The sequence below is a fragment of the Flavobacterium sp. N1719 genome, from assembly GCF_025947045.1.
Classification (GTDB): Bacteria; Bacteroidota; Bacteroidia; order Flavobacteriales; family Flavobacteriaceae; genus Flavobacterium; species Flavobacterium stagni.
Genome location: NZ_CP109993.1, coordinates 177,115 through 197,926 on the forward strand (window position 1 = coordinate 177,115; position 20,812 = coordinate 197,926).

The following is a 20,812-nucleotide window of genomic DNA, read 5'->3' on the forward strand; positions in this document are numbered from 1 at the left end:
GGGTTGGAATACTAATTGAAAAATTTTTAAAAAATCAAATTTTACGCACCACAATATTGTAGTAAATTAGCCTACTATTCAAAACGAAATTTGCTATGAATTCATCCACTTTATTCGCCTCTAAAATCCAAGAAGGGTATTCCTTTAAAGGTAGTAATTTGTTGCTGGGAGCTGCGCAATACAACGGTCAAATCATCCCGGAAGCCAAAATTGAAATTCCGTTGCGCACCATGAACCGCCACGGTTTAATCGCGGGAGCTACGGGAACAGGAAAAACAAAAACGATACAAGTCCTTTCTGAACAACTCTCATCTCAAGGGATTCCGGTATTGATGATGGATATCAAAGGTGATTTTTCGGGGATTGCACAACCTGGAACGGAGCAATCTTTTATAACTGAACGCCACAGTAAAATTGGAATCCCCTACACACCCAATGGTTTCCCGGTGGAATTGATGAGTCTATCAGCCCAAGATGGTGTTCGACTTCGAGCAACCGTATCTGAATTTGGACCCGTTTTGTTTTCCCGTGTTCTTTCTTTAAATGACACACAAGCGGGCGTCATGGCCGTAATTTTTAAATTTTGTGACGATCAAAAAATGCCTTTGTTGGATTTAAAAGACATCAAAAAGGTACTCAATTATATCACTGAGGAAGGAAAAGAAGTCATCGCGGCCGATTACGGCAAGATTTCAACGGCAACCACAGGAACCATCTTGCGAAAAATCATTGAATTGGAACAACAAGGCGGCGATATATTCTTCGGAGAATTGTCATTCGAAATCGAAGATTTGATGCGCATTGATGAAAATGGCAAAGGCTATGTCAACATTATCCGGCTGACCGACATTCAGGACAAACCCAAGTTATTTTCGACCTTTATGTTAAGTTTGCTCGCTGAAATCTATCAAAAAATGCCCGAACGCGGCGATGTTGACCAACCCGAATTGGTCGTTTTTATTGATGAAGCGCATTTACTCTTTGATGAAGCCAGCGATGCCCTTTTGGACCAAATTGAAACCATCATCAAATTGATTCGTTCCAAAGGCATTGGCATTTACTTTATCACCCAAAATCCAATGGATATTCCCAAAGGGATTTTAGCACAATTGGGATTAAAAATCCAACATGCATTACGGGCGTTTACCGCAAACGACCGCAAAGCGATTAAGGAAACAGCTGAAAATTATCCCGAAACTGAATTTTACAATACAGAAGAATTGCTAACTTCCCTCGGAATTGGGGAAGCCTTGGTAACGGCATTAAACGAAAAAGGCATTCCCACTCCGCTTGCCGCTACGGTACTACGTGCGCCTGAGAGTCGGATGAATATTCTTGAACCGCACGAAATTGAAGCTGTCAACCAACGTTCGAAATTGGTAAAAAAGTACCAAGAGAATCTGGATCGGGAGAGTGCTTATGAATTGCTTACGCAAAAGATTGAATCGGCTTACACTGCTCCTGTAAATCAAGAAGTTGAAGAAAAAGAAGAACAGGGACCATCCATGGGGGAAACCATCGGAAAATCGGTAGTTAAAGTAGTGACAAGTGCGAGTTTCATTCGTGGGGTTTTTGGTGTTTTAAGTAAATTAATGAAATAATGAAAAGCATCATCACAATTGGCCTTTTGGTTTTGTCTAATATTTTTATGACGCTGGCCTGGTACGGTCATTTAAAATTTAAAGAACTAAAATGGTTTGAAAACGCAGGGTTAATCACCATAGTTTTATTAAGTTGGGGCATGGCCTTTTTTGAATATTGCTTTCAAGTGCCAGCGAATAAGATCGGCTATGAAGGCAACGGCGGCCCTTTTTCACTGCTCCAATTAAAAGTGATTCAAGAAGTGATTACGTTGGTCATTTTTGTGATTTTTTCGCTTCTCTTCTTCAAAAATGAAAGTTTGCGGTGGAATCATTTGGTGGGTTTTACGTTTTTGATTTTGGCTGTGTATTTTATTTTTAAAAAGTAATTTTCAATATAATCTGAACAATTAATTGGTAATAAAAAATTGCAATAACCTATAATATGAAAAAATACCAAATCCAATCTACACCCTTTGTAGTTCCCACTACTGACGGCAAATTAATTGAAGAACATCACGGTCGGGTGGCCACCCAAAATGAAGCGATTTCGATTGCACACATGGTTGCGCCACCGCATTGGAGCGAACCCTTTCAAACACCCGAATTTGAAGAATACACCTATATCATTTCGGGGAAAAAGCAATTTATAATTGAAGGTGAAACTTTAGTTTTAGAAGCCGGTCAATCCATCCGTATTGCAGAAAATACGCGTGTACAATATTCGAATCCGTTTGATGAAGTATGTGAATATATTTCGGTTTGCCGACCCGCATTTGATTTTACAAAAGTACATCGCGAGGAATAACAGACTTGTTTTGCGCGAGGGGTGGCAACGAAAATCCTTGGCGGAGGGAAACGGAGCCAAGATTGCAGTGTACGACCCGACCCCGACAGGGATTTTGTTTTTGACCTTAAACTGGATTCGGGGGCGCGCCCAAAAAATTACCCTTTTTGAAGTAAAGCAATAATTTTAGCCTCTACTTCGGGACTGTTCCAATTCGCTTCAATATTTGGCATTTGCATCACTTCCTCCATGATGGCATTTTGGTAGTCGCCAATGGCCAAGGCTTCGGAATAAGGCTGTAAACTGAAGGTCACCCGACTGTAAAGCGGCATCCATTTATCGGGATGTTTGTCGGAAAACCATTTTTCAATTTTCTTTTGTAACAAGAAATTCGCATCGGCGGTTTTGGTACTCATTTCCACAAAATTGCGCCGGGACAACTCGGCAATGGCATCAGCATTGGGTTTGCGTGATTTCTCGTAGGCACGGAAAATGGCTTTCCAATCGTCACCCAATTCTTCAATCAACTGGTTTAAAACGGTAATGTCTTCAAAACCAGCATTCATTCCGTGGCCATAAAACGGCACAATGGCATGGGCCGAATCGCCAATTAAAGCTACTTTATCCTCAAATGTCCACGGATAGCATTTCATTATGGCCAAATAACTTGTCGGATTCTTGAAGAAATCGCTTACCAAATCAGGAATCACGGCTGCAGTATCTGGGAAATATTCGGCAAAGAAATTTACCAAAGCCGTTTCATTGTTTAATTGTTCAAAGGAGTTTTCCCCTTCAAACGGCATAAATAACGTACAGGTGAACGTGCCATCTAAATTGGCCAACGCCATCAACATAAAGTTACCACGGGGCCAAATGTGTAAGGAATTTTTATCAATTTTATGGGAACCGTCAGGATTGGCGGGAATATGCAATTCCTTGTAGCCAATCTTCATGAATTCCTGCGAATAATCAAACATACTTTGGCGTTGCATACGGTGGCGAATACGTGAAAACGCCCCATCGGCACCAAACACTTTATCGTATTTTAAATCGGACCATGGTCCTTTTTCGGTTTCCCCAATATGAAGCGTTGCTTCGGCTAAAGTCACATCCCAAATGCGGTATTCAAAAAAGAATTCCACACCTGCGGCTTCTGCTAAATCAATCATTTTGCGATTCAAAACGCCGCGCGATAACGAAAAAATGGCTTCTCCTTCCTTTCCATAATTTTGGTAGGTCAAATTGCCGTCTTTCATGTGAATGGCGCGTTTGTCAACGGGAATTCCAATGCGCCTAATTTCCTCATCCAAACCGATATCGGCGAGTGCTTTCCAACCGCGATCCGACATCACTAAATTGATGGAACGACCTGAAAACTCTACGGTGCGAATATCTGCACTACGGTCGTAAACATGTACGGTATGCCCTTGTTTTTTGAGGTAAATTGCCAATAAAGTACCCACTAATCCGGAGCCTACAATGGCAATTCTTTGTGGCGTTTGCATTGTAATTGTAAAAAAGTTGGACAAAAGTACTCAATATTATCCGAACGTCACCGAATTGTAAGGCAAAAATTACGTCAAAACCTAAATTTTGTTTAATATTTTATTTATTTCGTTAAACAAACATATCTTTGACAAAAAAAGCGATGAAAAGAATTACGCGATCCGAATTCAGTGAACTCCCTAAAGTCCCTCGCCTAAATCTCATCAACAGTTGCATGGGGTACAAGTCGGCGAATTTAATTGCCACCCGTTCGGTTGACGGTTTTGAAAATGTAGCTATTTTTTCCAGTATCACTCATTTGGGAAGTGATCCCGCTTTGTTGGGAATTATCGTTCGTCCTGCTTCAGTACCGCGGCATACCTACAACAACATTAAAACTACGGAATACTTCACCGTGAATGCGATTACCAGCGACATTATTGCGCAAGCGCATCAAACTTCGGCGGCTTATGATTACGGGATTTCTGAATTTGAAATGACTGGATTGGAATCGGAATATAAAGAGGGAATTGAGGTTCCATTTGTTTCGGGTGCTCCGTTGCAGTTGTTGTGTAAGTATGTGAATGAATATGCTATTACTGAAAACAATACGATTCATGTCATTGCTGCTATTGAAGCCATTTATGTGAACGAATCGCTTCTCGAAGACGATTACTGGATTCGGCTGGACCAAGGAAATATTGTCGCCATCAATGGATTGGACGGTTATGCTGAGCCCCAACTGAAAGATCGCTTTGCCTATGCACGTCCGAGTAATTCGCTGAAATCACTTTTGTAACATGAGTCATAAGAAACCCTTTTTACCTGAAAAAACATGCATCACTTGCGGCTTGCCGTTTAGTTGGCGCAAAAAATGGGAAAAGAATTGGGAAACCGTAAAATATTGCAGTGACCGCTGCCGCAAAAACAAAAAATAACATGAAACACTTGGTTTGGTTTCGAAACGACCTACGCACGGAAGATCAGTACGCTTTATGGAAGGCTACACAACAAGCGGAACTTGTCATCGGTGTGTATTGCATAGACCCGAGACAATTTGCTCCTACTTCGTATGGATTCCCCAAAACAGGTACTTTTCGAGCACAATTTTTATGGGAAAGTTTGCGCGAATTGAAACGCAATTTGAAAGCGTTGAATATTCCATTGTTTGTGCATTATGGGCATCCCGAAGTGTATTTGCCTGAATTGGTCAACACCTACCGTATAAAAACCGTTTTCTCCCAATACGAATGGACGGATGAGGAAGTAAAAGTTACCAATGCCTTGCAACAAACTTGTCCGCACATCGAATTGCAGCAACTCCAGGACGGATTCTTGTTTCATCCTGACGATATTCCGTACGGTTCAGCAAAAGAAGTACCCGAAATTTTCACAGAGTTTCGCAAAAAATGTGAGAAGCTTTCGAAAATAAGACCTTTGGTCGAACCCAAACCGATGCCAGATTCCAACTATTTTGAAACAACCGAAATTCCTTCTTTGGAATCGTGCGGTATTACTCCGCAACAACCTGACAAGCGGACAGCCTTTCCTTTTAAAGGAGGCGAAAATAAAGCATTGGCGCGTTTGGAAGATTATTTTTTTACTACCGAAAATTTATCCCAATACAAACAAACCCGCAATGGTTTAATGGGCGCGGATTACAGTTCGAAGTTCTCCCCTTGGCTCGCACACGGTTGCATTTCCCCGCGAAAAATCTATTGGGAAGTGCAACAGTATGAAGCTGAAGTGTGCAAAAATGAAGATACCTATTGGTTGATTTTTGAATTAATTTGGCGGGATTATTTTCGGTATATCTCTCAAAAACACGGGAATAAAATCTTCCAATTGGATGGCATTGTCAAACAAAAATACGATTGGGATTTTAACGCTCGTAAATTTGAAAAATGGACAAAGGGCAATACCCCAGAACCGTTTGTGAATGCCAACATGAAAGAATTGGCGGCCACAGGATTCATGAGCAACCGTGGCCGTCAAAATGTGGCGAGTTTTTGGGCCAAAGAATGGGAACAAGATTGGCGCGCAGGAGCCGCTTGGTTTGAATCGCTATTAATCGACTACGATGTGCATTCTAATTATGGGAATTGGTTATACAATTCGGGTGTAGGCAATGATCCCCGCGACCGAAAATTTAATATACGCCGTCAAGCGGAAATGTATGATCCAAAAAACGAATACCAAGATTTATGGAATACGTAACCTTACGCTTGATTTTGGGTGATCAATTGAATCTAAAGCATTCGTGGTTCACTCAAAAAGACCCTTCCGTTTTGTACTTGATGGCCGAAATGCGTCAAGAAACGGATTATGTGAAACACCACATTCAAAAAGTAACAGGCTTCTTTTTGGCGATGCGTGATTTTGCGCAAGAGTTACAAAACAAAGGGCATAAGGTGCATTACATTCGCATAACAGAAGAACTGACTGTAAAAAGTTTGCCTGAGATCCTGCAACATTGTTTTGATACTTACTCTATTCAACATTTTGAATACCAACTGCCTGATGAATACCGATTGGATGAGCAATTGAAAACCTTTTGCAAGGAACTATCTATTTCGCACCAAGTTTTCGACAGCGAACATTTCTACACCACTCGGGATGAATTGGGTCAGTTTTTTGAAGGGAAAAAGCAATTCTTGATGGAAAATTTTTACCGTATGATGCGGAAAAAACATCAGGTGTTGATGGTGGGAAACGAACCCTTGGGCAACCAATGGAATTTTGACCATGATAATCGTTTGAAATACAAAAATCAAGTTCCCGTGCCACCCATGGCGGTTTTCCCAAAAAATGTGACCTCTATTATCCAAGAAATAGAACAAGCCGGCGTGCAAACCTTCGGCAATATCGAACCTCCTTTTTTTGCTTGGCCAACCAATCGAAAGGAAGCTTTGGAACAACTGGATTATTTCTGTGCCCATTTGCTACCACATTTTGGCGATTATGAAGATGCGATGCATACCGAACAGGCCTTCCTTTTTCATTCCCGCTTATCGTTTGTGATGAATACGAAAATCGTGAGTCCGAAGGAAGTCGTGGACCGCGTAGTCCTGCATTTTTACAAAAACCAAGATACTATCACGCTATCGCAGGTTGAAGGATTTGTGCGACAAATACTGGGTTGGCGCGAATACGTGCGCGGAATTTACTGGCGTCACATGCCCGACTATGCGCAACAGAATGCTTTGGACAATACTTATCCGTTACCCGAAATGTATTGGACCGGAAAAACCAAAATGAATTGCATGCACCATGCCTTGGGCTTGAGTTTGCAAAATGCCTATGCGCATCACATCCAACGACTAATGGTCATTGGCAATTTTTCGCTTCTCACCCAGCGGCATCCCGATGCGGTAGATGCTTGGTATTTGGGGGTCTATATGGATGCGTTAGAATGGGTCGAACTCCCAAACACCCGCGGGATGAGTCAGTATGCCGATGGCGGAATTTTGGCTACCAAGCCTTATGTCTCCTCGGGTAGTTATATTCAAAAAATGAGCAACTACTGCACGGGTTGCCACTATGATGTCAAATCCCGAACGGGGGAACAATCCTGTCCGTTCAACAGTTTGTATTGGAATTTTTTGGATGATAAAAAAGCCTATTTTGCCAAAAATCAACGCATGGCCATGATGCTGAATTTATTGGGAAAAATCCAATCCGAAGAATTGTATGCTATAAAAAAGAGGGCTTCCGAAATTATCGAAAACCCCGACCTATTTTGATATTAGAAATTATAAATTATAAATGTTGAATTAGTGGGCTTTGGGTTTTAGAACCAATAACGTTGACGTTGCTTCAATCTCTTTGCGGTTGAGTTTCATTTTTCGGAAACGGCCTTTGACATACATTTCGGCTTGATCGTTGTAATGCGGACTGGAGCGCACACCCGATTGACCCGTAGGTAATATACTCACACTATTTTCCACATCGGAGAAATCGATGATACGACGGGTTGAAGGGCCTCCTCCTACTTTGTATTGGCCATCCTCTGCCAAATAGAATAATAAGTTATTGATGACTTCATTACCACCGGGTACTTCAAAAGTGCCGACATTGAACAAAGGACGTAAAGCAGCGACTTTACCCAACGGGTGTTGGTGTTCCAAAGTATGTACTTTTCCCCAACGCCAATTCGTGTATTCAGGTCCTAATTGTTTTTCTAGAGCGTTGATGGCTTCATGAAATGAACGATTTACAATTTGATCTCGGGTTTCTTTGATTCCTTTGGTTTTCACATCATCCCACCACGGTGAATTGGGATTGACACTTTGGCCAGCCACCATTTGTTTGAGCATATGCGTTCCTAAGAATAACGAAAAGCGCTCTTCTCCCAATTCGTCTTGGAAGGTATTTTTGAGATAACAATACAACCATTTGTTATAAATCGTGGGAGCGATATCATAAACCGCGTGCGTTCCTTCCCATTGTTGCAAGGTTTCTATGGCACTTTTTTCAGTGGATGTCAATCCGTCTTTGGTTACACATTGCATCCAATTTTTCACCAAGCCGGGATAAATTAAAGACGTATGGTCGTTAATCATGCGTTCGACATCGGCGCGTTCCCAATTGCTTTTGGTTTCAAGCAACGACTGTATGCGTTTCGCACGGTCTTGAGGCAAATAATAACCCGGGTACAAATACCCGTTGATGGGTTCGGGTTGGTTATTGGATGAATACACATAATGCCAATCGGGATTGATCGCATGCGGATTTTCTTCAAAAGGTAAAAACGTGCGCTGATCGTCTTTGCCATTGGCCCCATTTAAAATAAAATTAGGATTCACGCCTTCAGGCATTTTGTATAATTTCCCCGAGGTTATCCATCCAATATTATTTTTAGCATCGCCATACATCACGTTCAATCCGGGAGCATGCACGAGTCCGACCTTCTGATGAAAATCGTCCAAATTTTTGGCATGACTCAACCCATACACCGCTTCCAAAATATGATTGGGATGTTGGGTATAAATCCACGACATGGTTACCGGATTTTTGGCATTCAATCCTTTTAACAAACGATTCATCACGGGCCCGTGTTGAGTTGATTTAATAGTGAGTTGCACATCTACCGTATCTTTGACTTTGATGGTCTTGGTGCGCACCGTATAGTTAGCATACCCGGTAGCTGTTTTGTATTGCTTGGTATTTTGCGGATGATTTTCTTCTTGGAAAAAATCCAAATCATCGTTTTCAAACATGGTCAATCCATACGCATAATCGCGATTATGACCGAGTAACGGAAAGGGTGTTCCAGCCAAATAATAGCCATACATTTCATAGCCAGGACAGGAAATATGCGCTTCATACCATGTGCCCGGTTGGGAGAACATAATGTGCGGGTCGTTTGCAAAAATGACTTTATTGTTTTTGGTTTTTTCGGCACCAATCACCCAACTGTTACTTCCGATAAAGGGTGGAACGGGCGATTGTTCCAAAAGTGCGGTAACCGACTTAGCAATGGCCGCATAGTCCTTGGCTTTTCCGTCATAGGATTTTAATCGGGTTTTGGCTAAGGAGCCGTCTAGACCAAAATCAGCTAAATAGTCCATGCCCCATTCGTCACGAATTTCCGTAAGCAACGGGTCGGTTTTTTGTGCCATGGCAAAACTAAAGGACATGAATCCGAAGATATTGTACATGTCTTTGATGGTAAAGGGTTCTTTTTTTACACCCACCAAATCAAACTCAATCGGTGTTTTTCCTTCTTCAAGATATTGATTTACCCCATCGATATAAGCTTGCGCCAATTGGTAGGCTTCCGAATTTTTGTCTAAGTTAGCTACCGCTTGTGCTGAATTTTCATCAATTCCGATTCCGGCAAAAAACTGATCGTTTTCTAAGGCTTTCGCCCCAAACAATTCCGATAATCGTCCTGGAGCAATTCGACGCATTAATTCCATTTGCCACAACCGATCTTGGGCATGCACAAAGCCTAATGCATGCAGCGCATCTTTTTGGTTTTGGGCATAAATATGAGGTACACCGTATTCGTCAAAATAGACTTTGGTTTCCGAGGACAAACCCGTAAGTTCCCGTTCGCCTTCATATTGCGGGGCTTTGGATTTGTAATAAATAAAAACGCCCAGAGCGATAAGGACAACTAGGGCAAGTATACTGAATAGAATTTTCTTAAGGATTTTCATAATGCAAGGAATTACAACAAATTTAGTCAACCCCTTTGCAATTTTGTTTCATTTATTCAAAAAAAAGAGGCCGACACCATCCCTGATGTCCACCTCTTTTTCGGTTAGAAGAAAATTATGCTTTTCATTTTCTGTTACTTTTGAGTTATTAGACAAAGTAACCACAACAAGTAACCGATTGCTTTACAAGATTTTCAGGAATTGTTATAGGATTTTTAGTTGCACAAAAAAAGCCCTGATTTTTCAGGGCTTTTGGCTTGTTTTATTTTTTTAATTCGGTAATTCCTTGTTTGAGAATTTGACCAAATTCGTACATATCTTCATAGGAACAGTAAAACGGAGCGGGTGCTAGACGAATCACGTTGGGTTCGCGCCAATCGGTAATCACCCCATTTTGCATGAGATAATCAAAAAGATTACGTCCTTGACCGTGCAAGTACACCGACAATTGACAGGCGCGTTCATCTTGATTTTGAGGCGTGATGACTTCAAAATCGGCGCCATCCAACTGACTATCGATATCATGAAGAACGAATTCGAGGTAAGCTGTCAATTGATTTCGTTTTTCAATCAACCGATCCATTCCCACTTCGTCAAAGAGTTCGACTGATGCCAAATACGGCGCCAACGACAAAATGGGTAAATTACTCACTTGCCAACCGTTGGCTCCATGAACGGGATCAAAGTCGGGCTCCATTTTAAAACGACGTTCTTTATTATGTCCCCACCAACCTGCAAAACGCGGAAGATTGGTATGGTGGTGTTTTTCGTGTACAAAACACCCGGAAGCATTTCCAGGTCCGGAGTTCATATATTTATAACTGCACCAAGCGGCAAAATCGACATCCCAGTCGTGTAAGTTCAATTTGATATTCCCAGCGGCGTGCGCCAGGTCGAAACCTACATAAGCACCAACCGCATGACCGGCTTGGGTGATGGCTTTTAGATCAAACACCTGACCCGTGTAATAATTTACACCACCCCATAAAACCAAAGCCAACTCATCGCCGACTTCCTTGATTTTAGCGATAATATCTTCGTGGCGGATATTGTGTTCGCCTTCACGGCGCTTCACTTCAACTATCGCATCTTTGGGATCAAAGCCGTGTACACGAACTTGTGATTGAAACATATATTGATCAGAAGGGAAGGCTTTTTCTTCGCAAATGATTTTATGGCGTTTTCCTTCAGGACGGTAAAACGAAACCATCAAGAGGTGTAGGTTTACGGTCAAGGTATTCATTACCGTCACTTCTGAAGGCAAGGCACCTACAATTTTACTCAAGGGATTAGCAAAACGTTCGTGGTAATCCCACCACGGTTTTTCAGCATAAAAATGACCTTCAACGGCAAGATTTGCCCAATCGTTCATCACGTCTTGAACAAATTTAGAAGCCGACTTCGGTTGGAGTCCGAGCGAATTCCCGGTAAAGTACACCACATTTTTTCCGTTGTGCTGGGGGAAAATAAATTGGTCGCGGTATGCGCGCAAACCATCTTGCGCATCGAGTTGTTGTGCAAACTCGCGTGTATTTTGAAATGTCATGGGTTAGTTTGTTTGGACGGTAAATGTAGTAATCTTGGAGGAGAATTAAAATAGGAGTTATGAGTTATGGATTATGAGTTATGAATGAAGTGCTGGTTCTATAATAGTTGCATCGACACATTGCCACATTGTCTAATTGTCACATTAAAAAAGGCCATCATTACTGACAGCCTTTTTATTATTTCATTATAAGATCAACATCGCATCTCCGTAGGAGTAGAAACGGTATTTCTCTTTAACTGCTTCTTCGTAAGCTTTTTTCATTAAGTCATGCCCACAAAACGCAGAAATCATCATTAATAAGGTTGATTTTGGCGTATGGAAATTAGTCACCATACAATTAGCAATACTAAAATCATACGGCGGGAAGATGAACTTGTTGGTCCAACCGTCATACGGATTTAAGGTTCTGTTGGAAGAAACCGAACTTTCAATGGCACGCATTGAAGTGGTTCCGATACAACAAACGCGTTTTTTGTTTTCGATGGCTTTATTCACCACATCACAGGCTTCTTGCGTGATGCGTAACTCTTCTGAATCCATTTTATGTTTGGATAAATCTTCTACTTCAACAGGGTTGAAAGTTCCTAAACCAACGTGCAATGTAACTTCTGCAAAGTTGATTCCTTTGATTTCCAAACGTTTTAATAAATGCTTAGAAAAGTGTAAACCAGCAGTTGGCGCTGCTACCGCACCTTCTTCTTTAGCATAGATGGTTTGGTAACGCTCAGCATCTTCTTCCGTTACTTCACGGTTGATGTATTTGGGGATGGGTGTTTCACCCAATTCTTTTAATTTGTAACGAAACTCTTCATAGGAACCGTCGTACAAGAAACGTAGGGTACGTCCACGAGAAGTTGTGTTATCAATTACTTCAGCAACTAACGAATCATCATCACCGAAATACAATTTATTTCCGATACGAATTTTACGAGCGGGATCCACCAATACATCCCAAAGACGTTGCTCTGCATTCAATTCACGTAACAAGAAAACTTCGATGCGAGCACCTGTTTTTTCTTTGTTTCCGTACATACGAGCAGGGAAAACTTTGGTATTGTTCAAAATCATCACATCACCGTCGTCAAAATAGTTGATAATGTCTTTAAACAACTTGTGTTCGATTTTACCTGTACTACGGTGCACCACCATCAAGCGTGATTCGTCGCGGTTTTCAGCTGGAAATTCCGCTAACAACTCTTGAGGGAGATTAAAATTAAAATGGGATAACTTCATTGTTTCTAGTGTATTAGTTTACATGGTTTGCCTAGTAGCAAACGGCTGCAAATATACTACCGCCGAGAGTGCGTTGTCAAGTAAATTGGGATTTATTTTTCAGCGATTTGCATTTGAATTCCCACATGCTCCAAATCCTCCCAAAAGGAAGGATACGATTTAGAAACCACCTCAGCATCATGGATGATAATCGAGACTTTTAAGGCTAGAGGAGCAAACGCCATGGCCATTCTGTGATCTTGGTAAGTAGCAATTCCAATGCCTTCATTCATTGTTGTGGCAGCTTCCAATTGTAACTGTTCGTGGGTTACCTTTACAGTTGCACCCAACTTTGATAATTCCACTTTTAAGGCTTCGAGACGGTCGGTTTCTTTAATCTTTAACGTATGTAAACCGGTTAAGGCACACGATATTCCGAGTCCGAAACACGTTACGGCAATCGTTTGTGCTATATCGGGCGCCCCTATTAAATTCGCTTCAAAATGACGAACGGGAGGCATCGCTACTTTGGTTAATCGAATTTGGTGATCAGCGAGAAACTCGGTTTCCACACTGAGTTGGGCAAAGAATGTGGCCAAAACATGATCGCCTTGCAAGCTCTTGGGATGATAACTTGACAATGTGATTTGTGTACCTACTTTTGACAACGCAATCAAACTGTACCAATAGGAAGCCGATGACCAATCGCTTTCCACGGTTAGCGTTTGGGTATCGCTATTTGAAATTTTTAAGGGAGCAACATGAATGTAGTTGCCTTCAAAAGTGGTCGTAACACCAATTTGATGCAACAAGGCCAACGTCATTTGAATGTAGGGCACCGAGGTAATTTCCCCTTCTAAGGTCAATTCTAGTCCGTTTTCCAAACTCGGCGCAATCAAAAGTAAGGCTGAAATATATTGACTACTTACATTTGCTGGCAATGTGACTTTGTGCTGTGTTAGTTTTTTTCCGTGAATTCGCAACGGTGGAAAACCTTGATTTTTTTCAAAGGAAATATTCGCGCCCAACTGATTTAAGGCTTCCACAAGAATATGAATCGGACGTTCTTGCATACGGGACGAACCCGTAATTACAACCTCTTTACCTTCTTGAATGGCGAAATAAGCAGTCAAAAATCGCATCGCGGTTCCCGCATGATGGACATCAATATGGAGTACGTCTTGATTATCGGTTTTTAATTGTTCCAATGCGTTTAACATAACTTCGGAGTCATCGGAATTAGAAGCATTTTCAACCTGCAAATGCGGATACAAAGCTTGCAACAAACGCAAACGATTGGTTTCCGATTTGGAACCAGTAATCGTAATTTGCTTCCCGTTGAGTAACGTTGAATGAAGTAAATGATTAGTCATGTGACGCGACAAATTTGAGTCCGATAATCGACAAAATTAAGGTACTTAAAAAGAAAACACGCCAAAAAGTAGCCGGTTCTTTAAACACAAAAATACCGACAAGCACACTACCCACAGCGCCAATCCCTGTCCATACTGCATACGCTGTACCGATGGGAAGTTCTTTGGTGACTTTAACAAGCAAAATCATACTCAGTGTTAAACACACCAAAAAGCCAACGTACCACCCCACGGTAGCCGAGCCTTGTGCTTCTCGCGCTTTTCCAAGACATGTCGCAAATCCGACTTCAAAGAGTCCGGCAATGATTAAAAGGAACCAATTCAAGGAGTGAGGAATTATGAATTATGAGTTATGAATTATGAGTTATGAAATACTAGTCCCTAGTCACTAATTACTAGTCACTAATTACTACTTCAACTTCTCATTATTATGATGACGATCGTGATCGCGTCGGGTTTTCAAGTCCATTTTCTTATCAAAAGCGGCTTGCAGGTCAACTCCTGTTTGATTGGCCAAACAAAGCACAACAAAAACGACGTCAGCGAGTTCTTCCCCTAAATCTTTATTTTTATCGCTTTCTTTTTCGGATTGTTCTCCATAACGGCGGGCGATTATTCGGGCAACTTCACCCACTTCTTCGGTCAATTGCGCCATATTGGTGAGTTCGTTAAAATACCGAACTCCATGATTTTTAATCCAGTTATCGACGTCTAATTGAGCATTTTTTAAATCCATAATTATTGTTTTATCAAAACGATTTTCTCCGTTTCTTTTGAAACCACCAAAGTTAGGAATTCTTTGAGTGATGAATACAAATCGGGAGAAAATTCAGCTTGATTACAATCTAAAGTTCGAACAACTGTCATTTGATTTCCATTAACAGCTATTGCAAACTTGTACGCCATTTTGCTTTCTGGCAATGCAAAAGCAACATCTTTGGGTAATGATTGAATCGAATATCCTTCTGGAATTGTAAAAACTACAGTCGCCTTTTCTCTATTGGGATACGAAAAATGAACAGGATATTCACGGATATCCGATTTAAATGGATTTTCAAAAATACTCTGAAATAACAGAGGTGTTATTAAAATTTTGTCACCAATATTTTCAATATATTCATGAGATTTATAATCAAATAATTCTTCTGCTACAACTTTATCTTTTATGTCATTTATACGATAATTGGTAATTTCATCTAAATTCCATTTTTTCTCTTTAAGCTGTATCCAATTTTCTTTATCACTTGATGAATATTCGGCAAGAACTCCCCAACATTTATAATCAGTATAGACACATTTCGCTTGACCAATTAAAGACCCATCTAAATCCAACTTTGCTAGTACTGTAGTGTTTTTTAAAGACAATTCACTAGGCATTAAGTTTACCGTTTCAACATTACCATTTGCATAAAACATTTGCCCTTTATCATTCAGTGCCATAGTGGGCAATAAAGTAGATGTCCCCGCATGCTGTGACGCATCCAAAAGGTAAAGCTGATTTTCTAATTTGACGCCTACCACAACATAATTAAAATGGGAATAACTTGGAAAAGTAATAACACCATTTTCTCTTGTACTTAACAAAACGGGGTGTGCTTCAAAACCACCCATTCGTAAAAAGGAAGTCAGAATTAAATTGATATCCGCAACAGATCCCGTTCGCTTTTGATAGGCTTCAGATAAAGATTGAGAAGCAAAATACCCCTTCACTTTATTCCATACCACTTGCTTTTTTACCCACTCAAAAATGGCCAGCATAAATTCTTTTCGATCTAAATTTTCTTTTGCAATTCGATTATAATCGGCAATATAGTAATCGGATTTTTGCACTGCTTTCCCAAAACTCTCATGCTCATTAAGCATTTTAGCAACATCATCCCAAGTCGTGGCATATTTTTTTTGGGGTTGATCTGGAAATTGAACAGATTCTAATTCTAAAGCGATTTTTGTATAATAATCATCAATATTATTTGTGTAGGGTTCTTCTTTAAGCGCTGGTATATTCTTAATTTCAGCTTCACTAACAAGTTGGTTAAATTGCAAATTATAATCTCTATTTACAAAAGAGCCTTCTAATTTCGAAGTATAATTTATCGATTCTTGAGTAATTTTACTTTTTAAATCAAATTGAAATTGACCAAATCGTATTACTTTATACGTAAAAAACAACGGAATTTCAATTTTTAAAGATGCTGCCGAAACAGGTATAGCATGCTGTAATTGAATCAAGTCAATGGATTGAATATCTTGGGAGCGTATTTCATATTTCAATTCGATGATAGAGCCCACTTTGACACTTGGAAAAGTGATGATTTTTTTCGCCCAAAAATCACTGGATTTAATATTTGATCGGCCTTCAGCAGTAACTTTTTGACGTTCTATATTCCCATCTACCAAATTATAGGTATACCCCTTTATATTTGTAATTAGATCTTTGTTTAATGTTTTATAACCAATATAATAAGGAATTGAAATGTCTGCCCAAGATAGTCCTTCTACTTTATATATTTTTAACTTTAACGTATATTCAGCAACATAAGAAAATCCATTATTCCCACTATAATCAAATTTAAATTTACACGTTTTGAATAAAAATGCGGCAGGAGCAGAAGAGTCAGTTGGATAGAACTTTTCTTCCAACTGACTTTTGGTAACTTTATCTAGATTGAATTGTGCAACCGTAAGGAAAGGCACAAAAAAAACAAGCAATACAAGTCGTAATATCATGTACTAATTTTTCTTCAAAACTATTTTTTCGGTTTGCAGCTTGACCAATTCACCCATTAATCCTTTCAATAAAACGTACTCTTCTGCGGGAACGATTGAACTATTAATATCAAAAGTCAAAATCATTTGGATATTTTTCCCGTCACCTGTACTATTAAATTTAAAACTCGCTTTATTATCTGGCATAGCAAATGCTTTAGACTGTGGCATTGATTCTATGCTATAGCCATCTGGGATTGTTAAAGCCACCATGTAGCGATTTTGATTGGGGTAAATAAAGTCTACTGGAAATTCACGATTGTCCTGTTTAAAAGGATTTTCATTTAAGGTTTGAAATAAGAGTGGATTAATATACAACTTACCCCCTATAATTTCCACTGAATTGGTATCTTCAAAATCGTATCCTTCTGTTATTGGCTGTGCCAAATCTTTTACATTTTGAATTGTATAATTTTGAATTTCAATTCCTTTATTATTTTTTTCAATGCGATCCATATGACTATCCACTGATAAACCTGCATAGTTATTTCTAAATCGGAATGCATCGTAATCATAATACATTTCTTTTAATTTCCCTTTTACTTTACCTGTTTCATCAATGGTTGCCATCATGGTAATCATGTCTTTGGAAGTAAATTCAGGGGTTAAGCTAATTAATGCATTCGTTCCATCTTTTTGTATCATTCGCCCGGTCCAGTTTAAAGCGCGATTCGGCAAAATATTGGGCAATGCATTTTTGTCGGTTGCATCCAACAAGAACAATTTATCTTGGAAGGAAACACCACATATTACATAATTAAATGCGGTACGGCTTGGGAAAATTGCAATCCCATTTCCTCGTGTACTTAAAATAATAGGGTTGGCATTAAATCCTGCAAATCGCAACATTGACGTAAGCATTAAATTTATTTCAGCCGAATTTCCTTTTTGATTTTGGTACGCTTTGCGAACGCCATCGTTACATGAATATCCAACAAAATCATCCCAATTCATACGTGATTTCACAAAGTTAAAAATGAGGGCTATCTTTTCTTCTGGATCTGTTACCCCTGCTAAAATAGTCTCTATATCCTTTTCATAATAACCCGTTTTATTCAATTCACTCCCAAAATCATCATTACTGTAGATTTGTTTAGCAACTGTATCCCAATCGGTAGCAAAGTTCTTATACGTTTGTCCTGGGTATCGCGTTCCTGAAAGTTCGTGAATTAATGCCGAACGGTAATTATTGATATTATTGGTGAAAGGTTCATCTTTTAGCGCTGGGATATTTTCTAAAACATACGTAGTAGCTTCTTCATTAAAAGTTTGTGCATATTGATCTCTTCCTGTAATAGATGTTGTTTGGTGAGCGTTACGAACTATCGAATACTGAACTGTGCGCTCTTTACTTGTTTTAACTGCTTGAGGAGTTAAAAACCCTTTAACATGTTTATTATATAAAAAATATTCCGGTATGTATGTAGTATATTCCGAATACAAAACAGGGATATCTTTTTGGAATTCCCATGTAGGGAAATTTTGAAAATATACTGAAGTAATCGTCACTTTATATTCGATGATCGAACCTTCTTTCACATTGGGCATGGTGATTTTTTTAACCGCCCAGTATTTATTCAATTCTTCCCGAAATTCACCATCTCCCGACAACTTCGTTTTTTCTACTTTCCCATTCACTAGATTATAGGTGGCCGCTTTGGTATAAACCACTTGTTCCGCATTTGAATTGCCTCCGATATAATATTTCTCTACGTGATTGGCGTAATCATACCCTTCCTTTTTGTAGATTTTAATTTTGGTCATAATCTCGGTAACAATTCGAAAACCTTCTTCACCTTCGAAAATAAATGACGTTTTCGCTTCATTAAATAAGACTGCGGCTGGAGCCGAAGAGTCTATTGGACAAACTTTCTCACTCAATTCTTGCACAGTAACTTTCCCCAAATCATATTTTTGGGCTTGAAGTGTGGCTCCAATTAAAAGTAAGGCAATCGATACAATTTTTTTCATGTTGGTTAGGCTTTAATTAATAATAATTTTGTTCCGTCAAAACGGGCTATTTGTTCACGGAACTTTCTAAAATTTTCATATTCTGATTTGTCAAATGTTCCTTTTCTAATAAGTAAACTTCGATTAATACTTAATTTTCCGGGACTATTCTCTTTAATTGTTAATGAATAAATTCCAAATTTATCTTCCACCTTTACCGGTTCTGGAATCGATTCACATTTTAATCCTTGCGGTAATTCTATCGTATAATTTTCTTCATCGTAAAAACCTCTTGAAATCTCTAAAGGAAATTTACGATTGCGATAACGTTGTGGTATTGATGTCAACTGATTTAAAGGATTCACAAGAAAAGTTAAATACCCCCCGTTATTGCGAATGTAATCCGTAGCTGTGAAGGACAACTCTTCCGTAAATACAACCTTTTCTTTATCGTCATTGTGCTTGTATTTTTCCACACTCAAGTTGGTTAACCACGAAAATTCTTCTTTGTAATCCTCAACAATTTCTTGTTTAGATTGCTGTTGGATATGATTTTTCGCACTGTATTGCGTACCCGTACTTTTTCGGATAAAATCAGCAGAAAGGGTTCCGTCTTCATTTAATTTCACTGTACCAGTGATAAGTTGGCTACTCAATTTTTCATTGTAGTTGTTGGTTCGGATTAGTTCGCCTCCTTCTGGTTTTATCACTAAAGCCAAACGATCATCAGTAAAATCACTTTGAAAACCAAAGGGATTATCCTGACTAGTACACTCAAGGAAAGTGTACTTTTCATCATTAGGCAAAGCCAAAAGCACGTGATTTCCTTGCATGGCCACAAAATCTTCTGAAATATCGGTTTTCTCTCTACCGGCAAAAATTACGGTGTAATACGACTCCACACCCACTGCTTTTAATAAGGAACGTGTATAATTGGTTAAAGCCTTGCAATCCCCATATCCTAATTTATCTACATCTTTAGCGAGCATAGGCTTCCAGCCGCCAACACCCAACTGAATACTTACATACCGGGTTTTATTCTGTACATAGTGGTAAATTCGTTGCGCTTTTTCTACCGCTGTTTTGGCATCTTTCACCAAATCTTTCATCTTAGCTACAGTCTCCTCAGGCAATTCATCGGTTTCTTTCAAAAGCGTATTATACACCCAAACACCATGATCTTTCCACGTTTTCGCATCACCGTAAACACCAATCAAATTAAATTTATCCAAGGCAAATCGCACCATTGGTAATAATTTGGATTTAGATGGAGTATAATCTTCTGGTTTTATAGCATTCAAATTTTCGATTTGTAATTCTAATTTTCCAGCTGATTGGTTTTTTTGAACTGTTAACCCTTCAAAATTATATTCTTTAAAATTCAATTGAAGATCAGACGGATAGAGATATGTAATTTTTGACTTTTGAACACTTTCATAATAGTCATTGATGGGAACCCAAACGGGTAAAAAAGCAGTATTATTGGATTTAACTTCACTTTCAAAAACAATGGTAAAAGGATATTCAGTAGGGGTATAATCCAAATACAACACCCGATCGTCAGTCAAAATTGAAAAGCCATCGGCAACACTTTGGTCTTTAAAATCAGAAGTTCTGATTTTTTTCATTTCTTTACCTAAGGCATTGTACACTACGGCGCTGATAGCATTAATTTTCTCTGAAGAGCTGTAATGCTCGTTGGTGTCTAGATTGTTTAATCCTTTTGAATTCAAAACGGTTAAAGCTTCGCGTTTTGTAATAATGTACGATTTTTGAGACACGATTTCGACTACAATCTCTTGTTCGCGAACCACACTATTCGCTGATTCTTTTAGATTATCAGCAATGGATAAAGTAGAAAAAGTATTGTTTTGTGCATATAATGATTGCACCGCTACAAATAGCATTAGGAGGAATGGCTTGTACATACTATAATTTTTCTCAAA

At 39.4% G+C, this 20,812-nt stretch carries 17 protein-coding genes; 7 read left to right on the forward strand and 10 right to left on the reverse strand.

Annotated elements, in window-relative coordinates; all coding sequences use genetic code 11:
* The first annotated feature begins 95 nt into the window (after window positions 1-95).
* Genes OLM45_RS00620 through OLM45_RS00630 form a run of 3 tightly spaced genes read left to right on the forward strand, consistent with a single transcriptional unit; the run spans window position 96 to window position 2,388 of the window.
* Entirely contained in the window at window positions 96-1,601 is a 1,506-nt protein-coding gene (locus tag OLM45_RS00620; protein ID WP_264511080.1) for a DUF853 domain-containing protein, read from the forward strand.
* The gene (locus OLM45_RS00625; RefSeq protein WP_129461654.1) at window positions 1,601-1,969 is read left to right on the forward strand and encodes a DMT family protein; all 369 of its coding nucleotides are present in this window, start codon (window positions 1,601-1,603) and stop codon (window positions 1,967-1,969) included. The genes OLM45_RS00620 and OLM45_RS00625 overlap by 1 nt, the downstream gene beginning before the upstream one ends.
* 56 nt (window positions 1,970-2,025) lie before the next feature.
* A complete protein-coding gene (locus OLM45_RS00630) occupies window positions 2,026-2,388 on the forward strand; it encodes a cupin domain-containing protein (RefSeq protein ID WP_264511082.1) in 363 nt (120 codons plus the stop codon).
* 137 nt (window positions 2,389-2,525) lie between these two features.
* Here OLM45_RS00630 and OLM45_RS00635 read toward each other — a convergent pair whose 3' ends face one another.
* On the reverse strand, window positions 2,526-3,872 hold the full coding sequence (locus OLM45_RS00635) for an FAD-dependent oxidoreductase (RefSeq protein WP_264511084.1): 1,347 nt from the start codon (window positions 3,870-3,872) through the stop codon (window positions 2,526-2,528).
* Between the two features lie 143 nt (window positions 3,873-4,015).
* On the opposite strand from OLM45_RS00635, the gene OLM45_RS00640 reads away from it, so the two are divergent.
* The 4 genes from OLM45_RS00640 to OLM45_RS00655 are packed head-to-tail and all read left to right on the forward strand — an operon-like array spanning window position 4,016 to window position 7,595.
* A complete protein-coding gene (locus tag OLM45_RS00640) occupies window positions 4,016-4,651 on the forward strand; it encodes a flavin reductase family protein (RefSeq protein WP_264511087.1) in 636 nt (211 codons plus the stop codon).
* Between the two features lies 1 nt (window position 4,652).
* Window positions 4,653-4,790, forward strand: coding sequence for a DUF2256 domain-containing protein (locus OLM45_RS00645; RefSeq protein ID WP_264511089.1), 138 nt, complete (start codon window positions 4,653-4,655; stop codon window positions 4,788-4,790).
* A 1-nt stretch (window position 4,791) separates the two neighbouring features.
* Window positions 4,792-6,069: a DASH family cryptochrome gene (locus OLM45_RS00650; RefSeq protein ID WP_264511091.1), complete on the forward strand. Its 1,278-nt coding sequence runs from the start codon at window positions 4,792-4,794 to the stop codon at window positions 6,067-6,069.
* Window positions 6,057-7,595 (forward strand): cryptochrome/photolyase family protein, encoded by a 1,539-nt coding sequence (locus tag OLM45_RS00655; RefSeq protein ID WP_264511093.1) that lies wholly within the window; start codon window positions 6,057-6,059, stop codon window positions 7,593-7,595. The genes OLM45_RS00650 and OLM45_RS00655 overlap by 13 nt, the downstream gene beginning before the upstream one ends.
* A gap of 30 nt (window positions 7,596-7,625) precedes the next feature.
* On the opposite strand, the gene OLM45_RS00660 is transcribed toward OLM45_RS00655, so the two are convergent.
* The 9 genes from OLM45_RS00660 to OLM45_RS00700 form a co-directional block, all read right to left on the reverse strand.
* Complete coding sequence (locus OLM45_RS00660) at window positions 7,626-10,016, reverse strand: penicillin acylase family protein (RefSeq protein ID WP_264511095.1); 2,391 nt, start codon at window positions 10,014-10,016, stop codon at window positions 7,626-7,628.
* A gap of 262 nt (window positions 10,017-10,278) precedes the next feature.
* Window positions 10,279-11,562, reverse strand: a complete 1,284-nt coding sequence (gene kynU / locus OLM45_RS00665; RefSeq protein WP_264511098.1) for a kynureninase — start codon at window positions 11,560-11,562, stop codon at window positions 10,279-10,281.
* Window positions 11,563-11,748: 186 nt separating this feature from the next.
* On the reverse strand, window positions 11,749-12,798 hold the full coding sequence (gene queA / locus OLM45_RS00670; RefSeq protein ID WP_264511100.1) for a tRNA preQ1(34) S-adenosylmethionine ribosyltransferase-isomerase QueA: 1,050 nt from the start codon (window positions 12,796-12,798) through the stop codon (window positions 11,749-11,751).
* Window positions 12,799-12,890: 92 nt separating this feature from the next.
* Window positions 12,891-14,150, reverse strand: coding sequence for a 3-phosphoshikimate 1-carboxyvinyltransferase (locus OLM45_RS00675; protein ID WP_264511102.1), 1,260 nt, complete (start codon window positions 14,148-14,150; stop codon window positions 12,891-12,893).
* Entirely contained in the window at window positions 14,143-14,475 is a 333-nt protein-coding gene (locus OLM45_RS00680; RefSeq protein WP_264511104.1) for a DMT family transporter, read from the reverse strand. The genes OLM45_RS00675 and OLM45_RS00680 overlap by 8 nt, the downstream gene beginning before the upstream one ends.
* An 84-nt stretch (window positions 14,476-14,559) precedes the next feature.
* A complete protein-coding gene (locus tag OLM45_RS00685) occupies window positions 14,560-14,886 on the reverse strand; it encodes a nucleotide pyrophosphohydrolase (RefSeq protein WP_264511106.1) in 327 nt (108 codons plus the stop codon).
* Window positions 14,887-14,888: 2 nt separating this feature from the next.
* A complete protein-coding gene (locus OLM45_RS00690) occupies window positions 14,889-16,877 on the reverse strand; it encodes a DUF3857 domain-containing protein (protein WP_264511108.1) in 1,989 nt (662 codons plus the stop codon).
* Window positions 16,878-16,880: 3 nt separating this feature from the next.
* Window positions 16,881-18,887, reverse strand: a complete 2,007-nt coding sequence (locus tag OLM45_RS00695; RefSeq protein WP_264511109.1) for a DUF3857 domain-containing protein — start codon at window positions 18,885-18,887, stop codon at window positions 16,881-16,883.
* Between the two features lie 5 nt (window positions 18,888-18,892).
* Window positions 18,893-20,794 carry a DUF3857 domain-containing protein gene (locus OLM45_RS00700; protein ID WP_264511111.1) on the reverse strand — a complete coding sequence of 634 codons (1,902 nt, stop codon included), beginning with the start codon at window positions 20,792-20,794 and terminating at the stop codon, window positions 18,893-18,895.
* Window positions 20,795-20,812: the final 18 nt, after the last annotated feature.

Excerpts from the sequence above, each read along its gene's own strand:
- OLM45_RS00640 (WP_264511087.1), top strand. The coding sequence starts at position 4,016 with ATGAAAAGAATTACGCGATCCGAATTCAGTGAACTCCCTAAAGTCCCT.
- queA (WP_264511100.1), bottom strand. The coding sequence starts at position 12,798 with ATGAAGTTATCCCATTTTAATTTTAATCTCCCTCAAGAGTTGTTAGCG.
- OLM45_RS00635 (WP_264511084.1), bottom strand. The coding sequence starts at position 3,872 with ATGCAAACGCCACAAAGAATTGCCATTGTAGGCTCCGGATTAGTGGGT.
- OLM45_RS00700 (WP_264511111.1), bottom strand. The coding sequence starts at position 20,794 with ATGTACAAGCCATTCCTCCTAATGCTATTTGTAGCGGTGCAATCATTA.
- OLM45_RS00630 (WP_264511082.1), top strand. The coding sequence starts at position 2,026 with ATGAAAAAATACCAAATCCAATCTACACCCTTTGTAGTTCCCACTACT.
- OLM45_RS00695 (WP_264511109.1), bottom strand. The coding sequence starts at position 18,887 with ATGAAAAAAATTGTATCGATTGCCTTACTTTTAATTGGAGCCACACTT.
- OLM45_RS00655 (WP_264511093.1), top strand. The coding sequence starts at position 6,057 with ATGGAATACGTAACCTTACGCTTGATTTTGGGTGATCAATTGAATCTA.
- kynU (WP_264511098.1), bottom strand. The coding sequence starts at position 11,562 with ATGACATTTCAAAATACACGCGAGTTTGCACAACAACTCGATGCGCAA.
- OLM45_RS00675 (WP_264511102.1), bottom strand. The coding sequence starts at position 14,150 with ATGACTAATCATTTACTTCATTCAACGTTACTCAACGGGAAGCAAATT.
- OLM45_RS00625 (WP_129461654.1), top strand. The coding sequence starts at position 1,601 with ATGAAAAGCATCATCACAATTGGCCTTTTGGTTTTGTCTAATATTTTT.
- OLM45_RS00650 (WP_264511091.1), top strand. The coding sequence starts at position 4,792 with ATGAAACACTTGGTTTGGTTTCGAAACGACCTACGCACGGAAGATCAG.
- OLM45_RS00690 (WP_264511108.1), bottom strand. The coding sequence starts at position 16,877 with ATGATATTACGACTTGTATTGCTTGTTTTTTTTGTGCCTTTCCTTACG.
- OLM45_RS00685 (WP_264511106.1), bottom strand. The coding sequence starts at position 14,886 with ATGGATTTAAAAAATGCTCAATTAGACGTCGATAACTGGATTAAAAAT.
- OLM45_RS00620 (WP_264511080.1), top strand. The coding sequence starts at position 96 with ATGAATTCATCCACTTTATTCGCCTCTAAAATCCAAGAAGGGTATTCC.
- OLM45_RS00645 (WP_264511089.1), top strand. The coding sequence starts at position 4,653 with ATGAGTCATAAGAAACCCTTTTTACCTGAAAAAACATGCATCACTTGC.
- OLM45_RS00660 (WP_264511095.1), bottom strand. The coding sequence starts at position 10,016 with ATGAAAATCCTTAAGAAAATTCTATTCAGTATACTTGCCCTAGTTGTC.